This window comes from Mesorhizobium sp. M0159, assembly GCF_040322295.1.
Classification (GTDB): Bacteria; Pseudomonadota; Alphaproteobacteria; order Rhizobiales; family Rhizobiaceae; genus Mesorhizobium.
In genome coordinates, this window is sequence record NZ_JAMYTF010000010.1 from 106,022 (window position 1) to 119,671 (window position 13,650).

Sequence of the window (13,650 nt, forward strand, 5' to 3'; positions counted from 1 at the left end):
CTCACTCCGCCGGCATCGCACGCGGCGACGGCATGAAGCCCAGCTGCTTGCGCTTTTCCGGGCGCTTGCGCGTCAGCGCCAGCACCATGCCCATCGAGATGGCGATCGCGATCTGCGAAGAGCCGCCGTAGGAGATGAACGGCAGCGTCATTCCCTTGGCCGGCATCAGCTGCAGATTGACGGCCATGTTGATGACCGACTGCAGGCCGAAGACCGTGACCAGGCCGCCAACCGCGTAGCGGGTGAAATCGTCCTGCTCCCTGAGCGCCGTGTTGAGACCGCGCAGCACGATGAAGCCGAAGATGGACATGATGAAGAAACACATGATCAGCCCGAATTCCTCGCCGGCGACAGAGAAGACGAAGTCGGCGTGGCTGTCGGGGATGACCCGCTTGACGGTACCCTCGCCCGGCCCGACGCCGAACCAGCCGCCATTGATCAGCGCCTCGCGGCCCATGTCGACCTGGAACGTGTCGCCCTCGCCGGTCATGAAGCGGTCGATACGGCCGGCAACGTGCGGGAACACTGCATAGGCGGCGAACACGCCGCCGACGCCTGCAGCACCCAGCGCGACGATCCACAGCCACGGCAATCCGGCCATGAAGAACATCACCCCCCAGGTGCCGAGCACCAGCATGGTCTGCCCAAGGTCAGGCTGCGCCACCAGCAGCGAGATGACCAGTGCAAGCAGCAACATGGCGAACAAATTGCCCGGAATGTCGGGCTGGCGCTTGTGCTCGGCGAACAACCAGGCGCAGATGATGACGAAGGCCGGTTTCAGGAACTCGGACGGCTGGATCGACAGGCCGGCTAGCGACACCCAGCGCCGCGCGCCCTTCACCTCGACGCCGATATAGAGCACCGCCACCATCAGAAACAGCATGATGCACAACATGACCAGCGCCATGCGCCGGATCTGCCTGGATTCAAGGAACGAGACGGCCAGCATTACCCCAAGCGCCGGAATGGTGAAGATAATCTGGCGTGTCGCGAAGTGGAAACTGTCTAGCCCGATGCGCTCGGCCACCGCCGGGCTTGCGGCGAAGGACAAAACGATGCCGAGCCCCATCAGCGACAGGAACGCCGCCAGGAACCAGCGATCGATCGTCCACCACCAGGTCGCCACAGGGCTTTTGTCGAGACGGCTTTGCATTATCGTGTCCCTCCGATGGGCTTCACGCCATCAATGGCGGTTGCGGCTTGCCTGAACGCCTCGCCGCGGACTTCGAAATTCTTGAACTGGTCGAAACTGGCGCATGCCGGCGACAGCAGCACCACAGCCTCGCCGCTACTATCCCTGGCCGCATCACGGGCGGCGTGTTCGACTGCCGCCGCCAACGTGCCTGATATCTCGTAGGGCACCGCTTCGCCCAGCGTCGCCGAAAAGGCCGGTGCGGCTTCGCCGATCAGATAGGCCTTGGCGATGCGCGGGAAGAAGCCGCGTAACGGCTCGATGCCGCCCTCTTTCGGCAGGCCGCCGGCAATCCAGTAGATACGCGCAAAGCTCGACAGCGCCGGTGCAGCGGCATCGGCGTTGGTCGCCTTGGAATCGTTGACGAACAGCACATGCCCTTTGCGGCCGACCTGCTCCATGCGGTGCGCCAGCCCAGGGAAACTCTCCAGTCCGGATTGGATCTCGCCGAGCTCGAGCCCGACCTTGAGGCAGGCCGCGGCGGCGGCCAGCGCGTTCTGCGCATTGTGCTGGCCGCGCAACGAGCCGATGCCTTCGAGGAAGGCGACACGGCTGTAGCGGCCGTGCACGGCTTCCATTAAGTTGGTGCCGTCAGCGAAATAACCGTCGGTCAGCGGCAGGCGCTTGGAGATGCGGATGACCTGCCGGCCGGCCCGCTCCAGCCGATCGGCGATCTGGGCGCACCAGGAATCGTCGACACCGATGATTGCCGTCTCGCTGCCGGCCACCAGCCGCTCCTTGATCGAGGCGTAGTGTTGCATCGTGCCATGGCGGTCGAGATGGTCCGGCGTCAGGTTGAGCAGCACACCGGCCGTCGGATTGATCGAAGGGGCAAGATCGATCTGGTAGGAAGAGCACTCAACCACATAGTGCCGTTCAGGCTGCGGCGGATCGAGCGTCATCACCGCGCGGCCGATATTGCCGCCCATCTGCGTGTCGCGCCCAGCCGATTTTAGGATGTGCGCCGTCAGTGCCGTGGTCGTCGACTTGCCGTTGGTGCCGGTAATGGCAATGAAAGGTGCTGCCGGTGCCAGCAGCATCCGCTCGCGGCAGAAAAGCTCGATGTCGCCGATGATCTCCACGCCTGAGCCCCGCGCCAGCTCGACGGTCCAGTGCGGCTTGGGATGCGTCAGCGGCACGCCGGGCGACAGCACGAAGGCGGAAAACCTCGCCCAGTCCGCACCGCGCAGGTCCGCTGTCGTGATGCCGACCGCGCCGGCCTTGGCGACGCTGTCGGGATTGTCGTCCCAGGCCAGCACATCCGCGCCGCCCTCGATCAGCGCGCGCGCCGTGGCAATCCCCGAGCCACCGAGCCCGAAGAGCGAAACGCGCTTGCCTGAAAAGGATGCGGCGGGGATCAAGCGGCCTCCTATCTGAGCTTCAGGGTCGACAGGCCGACCAGCGCCAGGATGACGGCGATGATCCAGAAGCGGATCACCACCTGGCTTTCGGTCCAGCCGAGCTTTTCGAAATGATGGTGGATCGGCGCCATCAGGAAGACGCGCTTGCCGGTCATCTTGAAGTAGCCGACCTGGATGATGACCGAGAATATCTCGACGACGAACAGGCCGCCGACGATGACCAGCACGATCTCGTGCTTGGTCGCCACCGCGACCGTGCCGATCAGCCCACCCAGCGCCAGCGAGCCGGTGTCGCCCATGAAGATCGCCGCCGGCGGCGCATTGAACCAGAGGAAGCCAAGCCCGGCGCCGATCACCGCTCCAAGGACCACCGCAAGTTCACCGGTGCCGGGCACGAAATGGATCTGCAGATATTCGGCGAACACCGCGTTGCCGGAGAGATAGGCGATGACGCCGAAGGATGCGGCGGCGATCATGATCGGCACGATCGCCAGCCCGTCGAGACCGTCGGTCAGGTTCACCGCATTGCCGGCGCCGACGATGACGAAGCACGAGAACGGGATGAAGAACCAGCCGAGATTGACGAGAAACTCCTTGGCGAAAGGGAATGTCAACGATGACGAGAACGGCGCCTGGCCGTTATGCATGATCACCCAGGCGGCGATGCCCGCGATGACGAATTCGAGCCCCAGCCGCGCCTTGCCGGAGAAGCCGAGATGCGATTGCTTGGTTACTTTGAGATAATCGTCGTAAAAGCCGATCGAGCCGAATCCCAGCGTCACCAGCAGGACCACCCAGACGTAGATGCTCGACAGGTTCGCCCACAGCAGCGACGAACCGACGATGCCGGACAGGATCATCAGTCCGCCCATTGTCGGCGTTCCCGCCTTCTTGAAATGCGTCTGCGGCCCGTCGGCACGGATCGGCTGGCCTTTGCCTTGCCGCAGCCGCAGCGAATTGATGATGGTCGGTCCGAAGATGAACACGATCAGCGCCGCTGTGATCAGCGCTCCGCCGGTGCGGAATGTTATGTAGCGGAAGACGTTGAAGACCGAGATCTTGTCCGCAAATTCGACGAGCAGTGTTAGCATGCGCTTGCGTCCCCCGGACCGATCCTAGGTCTGTCTGCTGGTTGTGGCTTCCGCCGGAAACTTGCCGAGCAACGCCTCGACCAGCTTTGAAAAGCCTATGCCCTTCGACGATTTGATCATGACCACGTCGCCGGGCTTCAATTCCGATAGAAGAATCGGTTTCAGATCTTCCGCACCGGCGCGGTACTCCGTCCTGATCTCGCCGGGCAAAACGTCGGCCAGCGCCCGCATTTCCGGACCGCCGAGAAAGACCGTGCGCGTGTCGGTGCCGACGATCAGACCGGCAAGCGCGGCATGCAATTTCGCCGAATGGCTGCCGAGCTCGAGCATATCACCGAGCACGGCAATGCGCCTGCCCTCGCCCGACACCGGCGTCGTGTTGAGCAGTGCCATTGCAGCGCTCATCGACGCCGGATTGGCGTTGTAGCTCTCGTCGATCAGCGTGATCGGCCCGTTGGGGTGACGCAACACATAGCGCTTGCCGCGTCCGCGTTCGGGCGAAAGATCGGCCAGCGCCTGCGCAACCCTGGTGACGTCGGCGCCGACCAGATGCGCGGCACCAAGCACCGCGAGCACATTCTGCACCATATGGCGGCCCGGCGCGCCGATCCTGGCGACAATCTCGTGCCCGCCAATCTTGGCGGTGATGACCGAGTGATCGGCATTGAGCTCGCATTTGATCAGTTTGAAGGTCGCCCGGGCATTCTCGCCGAACCCGTAGACATGCTCGACGCCGGCCTCTTTGGCCATCTTCTCCAGCAGCTTCCAGCGCGCATCGTCGCGGTTGAGAAGGGCGGCGCCACCGGGCTCCAGTCCCTCGAAAACCTCTGCCTTGGCCTTGGCGATCTCGTCCAGGTTGCGGAAGAAGCCGAGGTGAGCCGCCGCGATCAACGTGACGATGGCGACATGCGGCCGGACCATCTTGACCAGAGGCCGGATCTCGTCGGGATGGTTCATGCCGATCTCGAAGACAGCATAGTCGCAATCCTGCGGCATGCGCGCCAGCGTCAGCGGCACCCCCCAGTGATTGTTGAACGACTGGGCCGATGCATGCACCGTACCGACCGCCGAGAGAGCGTGGCGCAGTGCTTCCTTGGTGGTGGTCTTGCCCGCCGACCCGGTCACGGCAATCACCCTGGCCTTTGAGCGTGCGCGCGCGGCAACGCCGAGCTTTTCCAGAGCGACAAGCACGTCCTCCACGACGATCATCGGTGCCGTCAGCCGCCCCAGCGACGGCAGCTTGCCCTCGGCGACGACCAGCACCCCGGCGCCCGCCTTGATGGCGGCGGTGACGAAATCATGGCCGTCCATGGCCTCGCCCTTGATGGCGAAGAAAGCGTCTCCCGGCTGCAGGCTGCGGCTGTCGATGGAAATGCCGGCGATGCCTTCAGGCATCGGACCGAGCGGCCGGCCATCCATGGCGGCAACCAGCGCCTCGGAGGTCCACAGATAGCTCACGTCGCTTGCTCCCGCAGCGCCGAGCGAACTTCCTCATGATCGGAAAAATGCAGCGTCTCGGTGCCGATGGTCTGGCCTTCCTCATGGCCCTTGCCGGCCACGATCAGCGTGTCGCCAGCGTGAAGCATCCCGACCGCCTCGTGGATGGCCTTGCGCCGGTCGCCGATCTCGATGGCGCCAGGTGCGGCCGCCAGGATCGCGGCGCGGATCGTCTCGGGTACTTCCGAGCGGGGATTGTCGTCGGTGACGATGACGACGTCGGCCAGCCTTGTGGCGATCTCGGCCATGATCGGCCGCTTGCCCCGGTCGCGGTCGCCGCCGCAACCGAATACGACGATGACGCGGCCGGTGGTAAAGGGGCGCACCGAAGCCAGCACGTTTTCCAGCGCATCCGGCTTGTGCGCGTAGTCGACATAGACCGGTGCGCCGTTGGCGGCCGTCCCGACAAGGTCGAGCCGTCCCGGCGCGCCCTTCAATTTCTCCAGCGCCATCAACGCCTTGGCAACAGATGTTCCAGTCGAAATAGCGAGGCCGGCCGACACCAGCGCATTTGCAATCTGGAAGTCGCCGGCCAGCGGCAAGTCGACTTCATGGAGAACGCCGTCCGCTTCGACCTCGGCGCGCTGGCGGTGGCGCTCGTGCTCGACCCGCTTCAGCCGCAGGAAATCGCCGTGGCGGCCGACCGTCAGCACATTCAGTCCCCCTGCCCGCGCCGCCTTGATCGTCGGCTCCGACCACGGGTCGTCGGCAAAGATGACCGCCGGCGCGCCCTTCGGCAGCAGCGCGTCGAACAGACGCAATTTGGCGCGATGATAGTCCTCGACCGTCGGATGATAGTCCATATGGTCGCGGCCGAGATTGGTGAAGCCGCCGGCCGCAAGCTTGACGCCGTCGAGCCGGCGCTGGTCGAGGCCATGGCTGGACGCTTCCATCGAGGCGTGGGTGACGCCGGCCTCCGCCAGCTCCTTGAGCAGCCTGTGCAGTGCCACCGGATCCGGCGTGGTCAGCGAGCCATATTCGTTGCGGCCTGGCGCCACCACGCCGGTCGTGCCGATCGAGGCGGCGGCGAAACCCGCCTGCTCCCATATCTGCCGGGTGAATGCGGCGACCGAGGTCTTGCCGCTGGTTCCGGTCACCGCGACCATGGTTTGCGGTTGCATGCCGAAAAAACGTGCAGCACTCAGCGCCAGCGCAAGGCGCGGATCGTCTACGGCAAGAACCGGGACTGGCAGCCCGGCGACGGCACCGCCCTTGCCGACCACGATCGCTGCAGCGCCTCGGCTCGCGGCATCGGCTGCGTAGGCTGCGCCATCCGCCTTGGAGCCGGTGAGCGCGAAAAAGACGACGCCCCGTGTTACCTGGCGGGAATCCGACGAAATCCCTGTAACCTCCATGTCGAAGGAAGCTGTCCCCTCGACAGGCAGGATACCGGCTAGATTTTTCAGCTTCATCGAACCCCGTTCATCGCAACAAAATAGCGCGCAGTTGCCGGCGCGCCCCAAGAATCACTGATAGGAAACCAGCGTTGCACCATTTTCATGGCTGAAATCTGGCTTCACGCCAAGCATGGAAGCCGCACGTCGGATGATGTTTGCAGCCATGATGCCCGCGTTCGAGGCGGCCGTAGCACCCATGCCGGGCTTTTCCGGCTTCGGTTCGTCGGCGATCGTAAGCACTATGTATTGCGGATCGTCCATCGGGAAAGCCGCAACGAAGGCGTTGAAATTCTTTTCCTTCGAGTAACGGCCGTTGACAACCTTCTCCGCCGTTCCCGTCTTGCCGCCCACCCGGTATCCTGGCACCCGTGCATTGCGGCCGGATCCCTTTTCGGCATTGAGTGCATAGAGATAGCGCATGCCCTCGACCGTCTTGTCGCTGACCACTTTCTTGGCCACCGCCATCGCCTGCTCCTGCGTGCGCGGCAGGAAGGTCGGGTCCATCAGATAGCCGCCATTCATCAGCGCGGCGCAGCCGACCGCTGTCTGCAGCGGCGTCGTCGACACACCGTGGCCGAAGGCAATGGTGATCGAATTGACCTGCTTCCAGACCTTGGGCTCGGTCGGCCGAGCGACTTCCGGCAGTTCGGTCTGCATCTTCTCGAGGATTCCCAGGCGATGCAGGAATTCGCGGTGTCCGTCGATGCCAACCGCTTCGGCTTCCTTGGCAGAGCCGATATTGGAGGAGTAGATGAACACTTCCGGCACCGACAGTACTCGGCCCTTGCCATGGAAATCATGGATGGTTTGATGGCCGATCCTGATCGGGCGCGACGCGTCGAAACGGCTTTGCAGCGTTATCTTGCCGGAATCGAGCGCCATGGCGGTGGTGAAGCTCTTGAAGGTCGACCCCATTTCATAGAGGCCGGCCGACATACGGTTGAGCCGGTCCTTGTCCTGCGCGTTATAGGGGTTGTTCGGATCGAAATCCGGAACCGACGCCATCGCCAGCACCTCGCCGGTCTTGACGTTGAGCACAACGGCGCCCGCCGCGATCGCGTGGTACTTTTCCATGCCGGTGGCGACCTCGTCGCGCACGATATGCTGGACGCGCAGGTCGATCGAGAGCTGCACTGGCTTCAAATCCTTGGCCACCGCCAGACCCGACGCCTGAAGGTCGCTCAAGCCTTGTTCGTCGATGTATTTCTCCATGCCGGAGATGCCCTGATTGTCGATGTTGGTGAGGCCGACAATGTAGGACGAGGTTTCGCCGGCCGGATAGAACCGGCGCTTTTCGGTGCGAAAGCCGAATCCGGGGATGCCGAGTTGCATGATGTCGGCCTGCTGCTTCGGCGTCAGTTGCCGCTGCAGCCAGACGAACCCGGCGCCGCTCTTCAGCTTGTTATATGTCTGCTCGTAGTCGATCTCGGGAAGCACCGTCGACAGCTTTTCGATCGCCTCGTCGGCATCGACGATGCGGCGCGGTTCGGCAAACAGCGACGCGGTCTTGATGTCGGTCGCCAGCACTTCGCCGTTACGGTCGACGATGTCGGGTCGCGATGCCGTCACCCGGCTCTGCGGCCCGCCCGACAGGTCGGGATTCTGGAAACCCAGATAGACCAGCCGCCCGGCAATGGTCGAATAGATGCCGAAGAACACCGCCATCGTCATGACGATGCGGGTCCTGCCCTTGCCACCGGTCGCCTTGCGGGCACCTTCGACCACGATCGATCCGCCCGCGCCGGGCTTCGAACCGCGCTTCAGCAGCCTGCCAATCTTTGGAAATCTGGCAGCCATTGGAAATCCGGTGATCATTGGACGATGCCTCCGGTCACCACGGGATCCTTGCCGCCGATATCGGCCATGCCGCCCAGCCGCTGCGATGAAAGGTCCTCGATGTTGACGGGTTTCGCCGGCAGATCGTCCAGCCCGACGATCTGGCGCGCATTGACCGGCTCGAGTCCGAGTTGCGATTTGTAGATTTCGGTGAGCTTCTGCAGGCGCGACGGCTGGGTAAGCAGGCTCCAGTCCGCCTTGAGCAGGTCGATCGTGTCCTCCTCATAACGGATCTGCGCCTGGATCTTGTGCACTGCCGCCAGTTGCTCCTCGGCCTCGCGCTTGGTCTTGTAGGTCAGGGCAGCCGCCGAAACCATGACGGCGATCAGGACTATGTCGCTGGTACGAAACACGTGCTCACCTCTCTCCCGGTCGATCGGCGCCGGGAAGCTTTGGGCCAGGCAGTTTTGGCAGGCCGAAGATCGAAAAATCGCCGGCACGCGCCGGCGCCTCTGTACGGATTGCAGTGCGCAGCCTTGCCGAGCGCGCCCGCGGATTTGCCGATATCTCGGCATCGCCAGGCGTCACGCCGCCGCCCTTCTTGGTGAAGGTGGCGGTGCGCGCCTGCGCCTCGGGCAGGTGCCGCGATCCGGTCGCTGAATCGGCTCTGTCGGCGATGAAGCGCTTGACGATGCGGTCCTCGAGGGAATGGAAGGTCACCACGACAAGCCGCCCGCCCGGTTTCAGCACGCGCTCGGCGGCAAACAGTGCCTTGGCCAGTTCGCCGAGTTCGTCATTGACGAAGATGCGCAGCGCCTGGAAAACGCGGGTGGCCGGATGGATCTTGTCTTTCGGCGCGCGACCGATATGCGTCTCGATGGCATCGGCAAGGTCGAGCGTGCGCTCGAAGGGGCGTCTTTCGCGACGGCTCTCGATCATGCGGGCGATGCGCCCGGCATGGCGTTCCTCGCCGAGAAAACCGAAGATGCGGGCAAGATCGCCCACCTTGAAGGTGTTGACGACGTCGGCGGCGCTCAGGCCCGCCTGCGCCATGCGCATGTCGAGCGGTCCATCGGCCCGGAATGAAAAGCCGCGCTCCGGCTGGTCGATCTGCATGGAGGAGATGCCGATGTCGAGCACGACGCCATCGGCACTTTCAACCTGCTCGTCGAGCGTCGAGAACGGTGCCTGGACAAGCCTGAGCTTGCCGCCGGACTGCTGTTCAAGGGCCCGCCCCGCCGCGATCGCATCCGGATCGCGGTCGATGGCGACGACCGAGGCTCCGCTTGCCAGAATGGCCTTGGTGTAGCCGCCGGCACCGAACGTGCCGTCGACGATCACCTCGCCTTTTGTCGGCGCCAGCGCCTCCAGAACTTCGGCAAGGAGGACCGGAATGTGACGGGCTGGTCCGCCAACGGCATGAACTTCATCGCCGTCGCCCGCCATCATTCCGGCCGCTCCTCGGGCTTCGTCCCCTGCCGAAGCTGCAAAAGCCGGGCGCGTGCTTCCGTCCCATAGGCGCTGAGCCGTCCCGGCTCCCAGATCTGAAAGAAATTGCCGCGGCCAACGAAGGCCACTTCCGCTGAAATGCCGGTATGCTCGCGAATGAAATCGCTCATCGTGATACGGCCGTCCTGGTCGAGCTTCAGAAACGTTCCATCGCCATGGCAGAAGAACGACATATCGTCCGCCGTCTGCAGGAACGGGTCTTCCTGGGCGATACGCTGCTCGTAGCGATCGAGCAGGTCGAGCCCACCGACATCCATCGCCGGGCGATCCAGGCAGCGTAGCGCATAAAGTTCCGAATAGCCGCGTTTCTGCACAACGGCACGGAAATGCGCCGGCACGGACACCCGTCCCTTCGCATCGATCCTGTTCACCGCGTTCGACAGAAACCGGTCCATTACGCGTTACGGCCGCTTGCGCCGCCGCACCCCTCTGCATCTTCCTGTCCGCGCCGCCCCGGCCCGGTCGACGTCCAAAACCCGCTTCGTTGTGAAGGGCGAACGCAGGCAAACGCGCTGCCGCCGCGGCTGCCCGATTGGCGTACGCTTCACCCTGACACGGAACGAAGGCTTGAGTATCGGAATGGGATATCATGGGGTGTTATGGGCGTCAACGGGAACAGTCTTCAAAACGCGCCTGCCACGACTGGGGAGAGCAGCTTTGACGGCACTCCCGTCTTTATCGTCTATTAAGCCTAACGAAGCGTTTAGAGCCGTGTGGCCCAACCGGAGCCGGCTTGCTGCGGATCGCTGCCGCGCATAGCCTCGGCATCTCCTTTTCCGGTCAGTAACGAGGTTGAAACCATGTCCGAAACAGCCAAGTCGCGCGCCGCGGCACTTCCCCATCTGTATCGCGGCAGGCTTGCCAAGGGCGACCCGATCCCCTTGCCCCTGACCATGGCCGCCATCTTTCATGCGCCCGGCGACGCCACCGGCTACGATCAATATGGCCGCTTCAGCAATCCGACCTGGGATGCGGTCGAGCACATGCTGGCGCATCTGGAAGACGCCCCATGCGTCGCCTTCCCCTCGGGGATGGCTGCCATCTCGGCGGTATTTTTCGGCCTGCTCAAAGCCGGCGACCGTATCCTGCTGCCGTCCGACGGCTATCACACGACGAGAGCGCTGGCAGAGCGCTTCCTGAAGTCCTTCGGCGTCGCTTATGATGTCCGGCCAACATCGAGCTTCCTCGACGGCGGCTTCGATAGGTATCGGCTTGCCTTCGTCGAAACGCCCGCCAACCCAGGACTGGACATATGCGACATCGCAGCCGTCGCCGAGGCCGTGCATAGAGCGGGTGCGGTGCTTGTGGTCGACAACACGACGATGACGCCTTTCGGCCAGCGCCCGCTCGATCTCGGTGCAGATATCGTCATTGCCGCCGACACCAAGGCACCAAACGGCCATTCCGATGTGCTGTTCGGCCATGTCGCCAGCCGCGACGCGGACATTATCTCGAGGGTGACCGACTGGCGCGAGGCGTCGGGCGCTATCCCCGGGCCGTTCGAGGCATGGCTGGTGCATCGCGGCCTCGAAACGCTGGACGTGCGCTTCGACCGCATGTGCGCTTCCGCCGAAATGATAGCGCGACGGCTGAAAAACCATCGCGCGATCAGCGGCTTGCGCTTTCCGGGACTGGAGAGCGATCCATCGCACAATCTTGCCCGCGCCCAGATGGAGCGCTTCGGCTTTCTCATCTCGTTCGTGCTCGCCTCGGAGGACAGGGCCGAGGATTTCATCAACAATTGCGCCTTGATGCAGGCAGCGACGTCGTTCGGCGGCGTGCACACTTCGGCCGAACGGCGATCAAAAAGGGGAGATGCCGTTCCGCCCGGCTTCGTTCGCCTGTCGATCGGCTGCGAGCCGGTGGAAGAGCTTTGGCAGGCGATCGAGGCGTCGCTAGACGCAATCGGTGGCTGAATCGGCGTCGATCTTGCGCCGGCCGTGGAGGACGCGAACGATTTCGATCGCCTCTTCGACGCCGACGATCAGGTGACGGATGCCGGGCGCGATGTCTTCGCGCGGGGCACCTGAGAAGGGATAAGTGGCCACTTGCTGCCAGCGGGCTTCGATCCGATCGAGCAATCGATCGGCCGCAGCCTCGCTGTCTTGCGCAACATGAAGCCAGATCGCGATCAAATCCTCTTCCGCATTTGCGGTTCGGATGATGGGCAGCAAATTCATGCCGCGCTGTCGGGTTTCAATCGTCTCCGCGCTTCGGCCTTTATTTCGTCGATCGACGCAAACCGTCCCGGTCCGCTGTCGATCCCCTCCTGCACCAGCTTGCGCAATTCCTCGACCGTGTAGCCGAGCAGGTCGCGCCGGTCCTTCCATTGCCGCAGCGCGTCGCGGATCACCTCGCTCGCCGAGGCATATTCGCCGGCGGCGACCACGTCGTCGACCGCCGCCGCCAGTTCCGGCGATAGCGTGATGCTGCGTTTGTCAACGTGGCCCATGGCGCACTCCTGATCAATCTCTCAATGGTACGATTAAATCGTACCAATTTCAAGGATTGTCGCGCTCGGCTGCAGGGGTCGAAAGTGAATCAACGGCTGCGCCCGAAGACGCAACCTGCTGATATCAGGAGATTTCCTTTTATCGGGGAAAACTGCCAGCTGGCCTGTAAGCCGGGTTCTGTATGGCCCTCGCCCCTTACGGGGCGAGAACGTGGCGGCCATTCATCTTGGGCGCATGTTGCCATGCGCCTCACGCAACCTACCCGGACGGTGAGCCGGAAACAGCCCTCGAGGGTTTCCCCTCGCACCGCCCCTATTCGGTCTTGCTCCCGGTGGGGTTTACCGTGCCGCTCCTGTTGCCAGTCGCGCGGTGGGCTCTTACCCCACCCTTTCACCCTTGCCACGATTGGATCGTGGCGGTTTGCTTTCTGTGGCACTTTCCCTGGGGTCGCCCCCGCCGGTCATTAACCGGCACCGTGTCTCCATGGAGCCCGGACTTTCCTCACCCGCAGCCTTTCGGCTTCGCGGGTGCGGCCGCCCGGCCAGCTGGCAAGGCGTATAAAGGGGTTCAGGCCCGAAAACGCAAACGAAAAAGCAAGTTGTCGCTTGTCAGGCGGGCGCTCCAAGTGCTGCCAGCTGCACCTTGACCTTGCCGCAATAGGCTGCGGACACCGGGTTCATCCGTGTGGCGGCGTGGCCGGCATTGTATTTCAGGATCGTGCCGCAGGTCGTGCCGCCGCCGAGATCCCGCGCCATGGCAAGGTACTTCATGCCGTATTTGATGTTGGTATCGGGATCGTAGAGACCCTGAACCGAACCGCTATAGCCCATCATCCTTGCCGTCGCCGGCTTGATCTGCATCAGGCCGATCTCGCCGGCGCTGCCGACCTGGTTCGGTTGGTAGTTGCTTTCGATCTTGATGACGGCGTTGGCGAGCGACACCGGGACGCCATAGCTGGCGGCATAACGCGCAATGATCGCCGAATACTGTCCGCTGCCGCCGACTACCGCCGCCTGAGGCGCTGGCCTGCTCTTCGGAGCGACTGACGCCGTTGCCATGCGGTCGATGCGTTTGCGGTTACGCTTCACATGCTGTTTGGCGATTGTCTTTCTCGCAGCGGTTGGCCTTTTCGCGGAGACTGGCTTTTTCGTCTTTACCGCGGCCGCTTTTTCCACTTTTGCGGTGGCGGTCTTCTCTACTTTTGCACCACCCTTCGGCATGGCGGTTTTGCCGGCTGCGGCACTGAAGCCCTGATCGGCCCGCTGGCTCAGCGGTGCGCTGTTCGCCGCACTGAAGGCAAAAGTCATTACGCCGGCAGCAATGGCTGCCGTTAAAACGGTCAATTTCTGCATGTGATCCTGTTCTGTTTGATCT

The 13,650-nt window shown here is 63.3% G+C and carries 13 protein-coding genes and 1 other RNA gene; 1 reads left to right on the plus strand and 13 read right to left on the minus strand.

Translation table 11 applies throughout. The annotated features are described in order from the left end of the window. Position 1: 1 nt before the first annotated feature. From ftsW to mraZ, 9 genes are read right to left on the minus strand one after another with little or no spacing between them, the layout of a single operon-like run. Positions 2-1,153, minus strand: coding sequence for a putative lipid II flippase FtsW (ftsW, locus tag NKJ32_RS13430; RefSeq protein WP_352456168.1), 1,152 nt, complete (start codon positions 1,151-1,153; stop codon positions 2-4). Further along, positions 1,153-2,553 carry a UDP-N-acetylmuramoyl-L-alanine--D-glutamate ligase gene (murD, locus tag NKJ32_RS13435; RefSeq protein ID WP_352570481.1) on the minus strand — a complete coding sequence of 467 codons (1,401 nt, stop codon included), beginning with the start codon at positions 2,551-2,553 and terminating at the stop codon, positions 1,153-1,155. The genes ftsW and murD overlap by 1 nt, the downstream gene beginning before the upstream one ends. An 8-nt stretch (positions 2,554-2,561) precedes the next feature. Further along, positions 2,562-3,644 (minus strand): phospho-N-acetylmuramoyl-pentapeptide-transferase, encoded by a 1,083-nt coding sequence (gene mraY, locus NKJ32_RS13440; protein ID WP_023676767.1) that lies wholly within the window; start codon positions 3,642-3,644, stop codon positions 2,562-2,564. Positions 3,645-3,668: 24 nt separating this feature from the next. Beyond that, positions 3,669-5,102, minus strand: coding sequence for a UDP-N-acetylmuramoylalanyl-D-glutamyl-2,6-diaminopimelate--D-alanyl-D-alanine ligase (locus tag NKJ32_RS13445; protein WP_352755758.1), 1,434 nt, complete (start codon positions 5,100-5,102; stop codon positions 3,669-3,671). Continuing rightward, a complete protein-coding gene (locus tag NKJ32_RS13450) occupies positions 5,099-6,553 on the minus strand; it encodes a UDP-N-acetylmuramoyl-L-alanyl-D-glutamate--2,6-diaminopimelate ligase (RefSeq protein ID WP_352827789.1) in 1,455 nt (484 codons plus the stop codon). The genes NKJ32_RS13445 and NKJ32_RS13450 overlap by 4 nt, the downstream gene beginning before the upstream one ends. Positions 6,554-6,607: 54 nt before the next feature. Further along, positions 6,608-8,335 (minus strand): peptidoglycan D,D-transpeptidase FtsI family protein, encoded by a 1,728-nt coding sequence (locus NKJ32_RS13455; RefSeq protein ID WP_352524267.1) that lies wholly within the window; start codon positions 8,333-8,335, stop codon positions 6,608-6,610. A 14-nt stretch (positions 8,336-8,349) separates the two neighbouring features. Then, positions 8,350-8,727 (minus strand): cell division protein FtsL, encoded by a 378-nt coding sequence (gene ftsL, locus NKJ32_RS13460; protein WP_023676771.1) that lies wholly within the window; start codon positions 8,725-8,727, stop codon positions 8,350-8,352. A 4-nt stretch (positions 8,728-8,731) separates the two neighbouring features. Beyond that, positions 8,732-9,763, minus strand: coding sequence for a 16S rRNA (cytosine(1402)-N(4))-methyltransferase RsmH (gene rsmH, locus NKJ32_RS13465; RefSeq protein WP_352755755.1), 1,032 nt, complete (start codon positions 9,761-9,763; stop codon positions 8,732-8,734). Beyond that, positions 9,760-10,218: a division/cell wall cluster transcriptional repressor MraZ gene (gene mraZ / locus NKJ32_RS13470; RefSeq protein WP_352456172.1), complete on the minus strand. Its 459-nt coding sequence runs from the start codon at positions 10,216-10,218 to the stop codon at positions 9,760-9,762. The genes rsmH and mraZ overlap by 4 nt, the downstream gene beginning before the upstream one ends. Before the next feature lie 405 nt (positions 10,219-10,623). On the opposite strand from mraZ, the gene NKJ32_RS13475 reads away from it, so the two are divergent. Continuing rightward, positions 10,624-11,739 carry a cystathionine gamma-lyase gene (locus NKJ32_RS13475; RefSeq protein WP_352636620.1) on the plus strand — a complete coding sequence of 372 codons (1,116 nt, stop codon included), beginning with the start codon at positions 10,624-10,626 and terminating at the stop codon, positions 11,737-11,739. Here the strand turns inward: NKJ32_RS13475 and NKJ32_RS13480 are convergent. The 4 genes from NKJ32_RS13480 to NKJ32_RS13495 all read right to left on the minus strand — a co-directional run bounded on the left by NKJ32_RS13480 (position 11,719) and on the right by NKJ32_RS13495 (position 13,628). Then, a complete protein-coding gene (locus NKJ32_RS13480; RefSeq protein ID WP_352636619.1) occupies positions 11,719-12,003 on the minus strand; it encodes a type II toxin-antitoxin system RelE/ParE family toxin in 285 nt (94 codons plus the stop codon). The genes NKJ32_RS13475 and NKJ32_RS13480 overlap by 21 nt on opposite strands. Then, positions 12,000-12,275 (minus strand): type II toxin-antitoxin system ParD family antitoxin, encoded by a 276-nt coding sequence (locus NKJ32_RS13485; protein ID WP_023676776.1) that lies wholly within the window; start codon positions 12,273-12,275, stop codon positions 12,000-12,002. Before NKJ32_RS13485 ends, NKJ32_RS13480 begins: the two co-directional genes overlap by 4 nt. Before the next feature lie 151 nt (positions 12,276-12,426). Next, positions 12,427-12,825, minus strand: an RNA gene (gene rnpB, locus NKJ32_RS13490) — RNase P RNA component class A. 59 nt (positions 12,826-12,884) lie between these two features. Further along, positions 12,885-13,628, minus strand: coding sequence for a lytic transglycosylase domain-containing protein (locus tag NKJ32_RS13495; RefSeq protein WP_352755752.1), 744 nt, complete (start codon positions 13,626-13,628; stop codon positions 12,885-12,887). Between the last annotated feature and the right edge of the window lie 22 nt (positions 13,629-13,650).

Excerpts from the sequence above, each read along its gene's own strand:
- ftsW (WP_352456168.1), bottom strand. The coding sequence starts at position 1,153 with ATGCAAAGCCGTCTCGACAAAAGCCCTGTGGCGACCTGGTGGTGGACG.
- mraY (WP_023676767.1), bottom strand. The coding sequence starts at position 3,644 with ATGCTAACACTGCTCGTCGAATTTGCGGACAAGATCTCGGTCTTCAAC.
- NKJ32_RS13450 (WP_352827789.1), bottom strand. The coding sequence starts at position 6,553 with ATGAAGCTGAAAAATCTAGCCGGTATCCTGCCTGTCGAGGGGACAGCT.
- NKJ32_RS13455 (WP_352524267.1), bottom strand. The coding sequence starts at position 8,335 with ATGGCTGCCAGATTTCCAAAGATTGGCAGGCTGCTGAAGCGCGGTTCG.
- rsmH (WP_352755755.1), bottom strand. The coding sequence starts at position 9,763 with ATGATGGCGGGCGACGGCGATGAAGTTCATGCCGTTGGCGGACCAGCC.
- mraZ (WP_352456172.1), bottom strand. The coding sequence starts at position 10,218 with ATGGACCGGTTTCTGTCGAACGCGGTGAACAGGATCGATGCGAAGGGA.
- NKJ32_RS13475 (WP_352636620.1), top strand. The coding sequence starts at position 10,624 with ATGTCCGAAACAGCCAAGTCGCGCGCCGCGGCACTTCCCCATCTGTAT.
- NKJ32_RS13480 (WP_352636619.1), bottom strand. The coding sequence starts at position 12,003 with ATGAATTTGCTGCCCATCATCCGAACCGCAAATGCGGAAGAGGATTTG.
- NKJ32_RS13485 (WP_023676776.1), bottom strand. The coding sequence starts at position 12,275 with ATGGGCCACGTTGACAAACGCAGCATCACGCTATCGCCGGAACTGGCG.
- NKJ32_RS13495 (WP_352755752.1), bottom strand. The coding sequence starts at position 13,628 with ATGCAGAAATTGACCGTTTTAACGGCAGCCATTGCTGCCGGCGTAATG.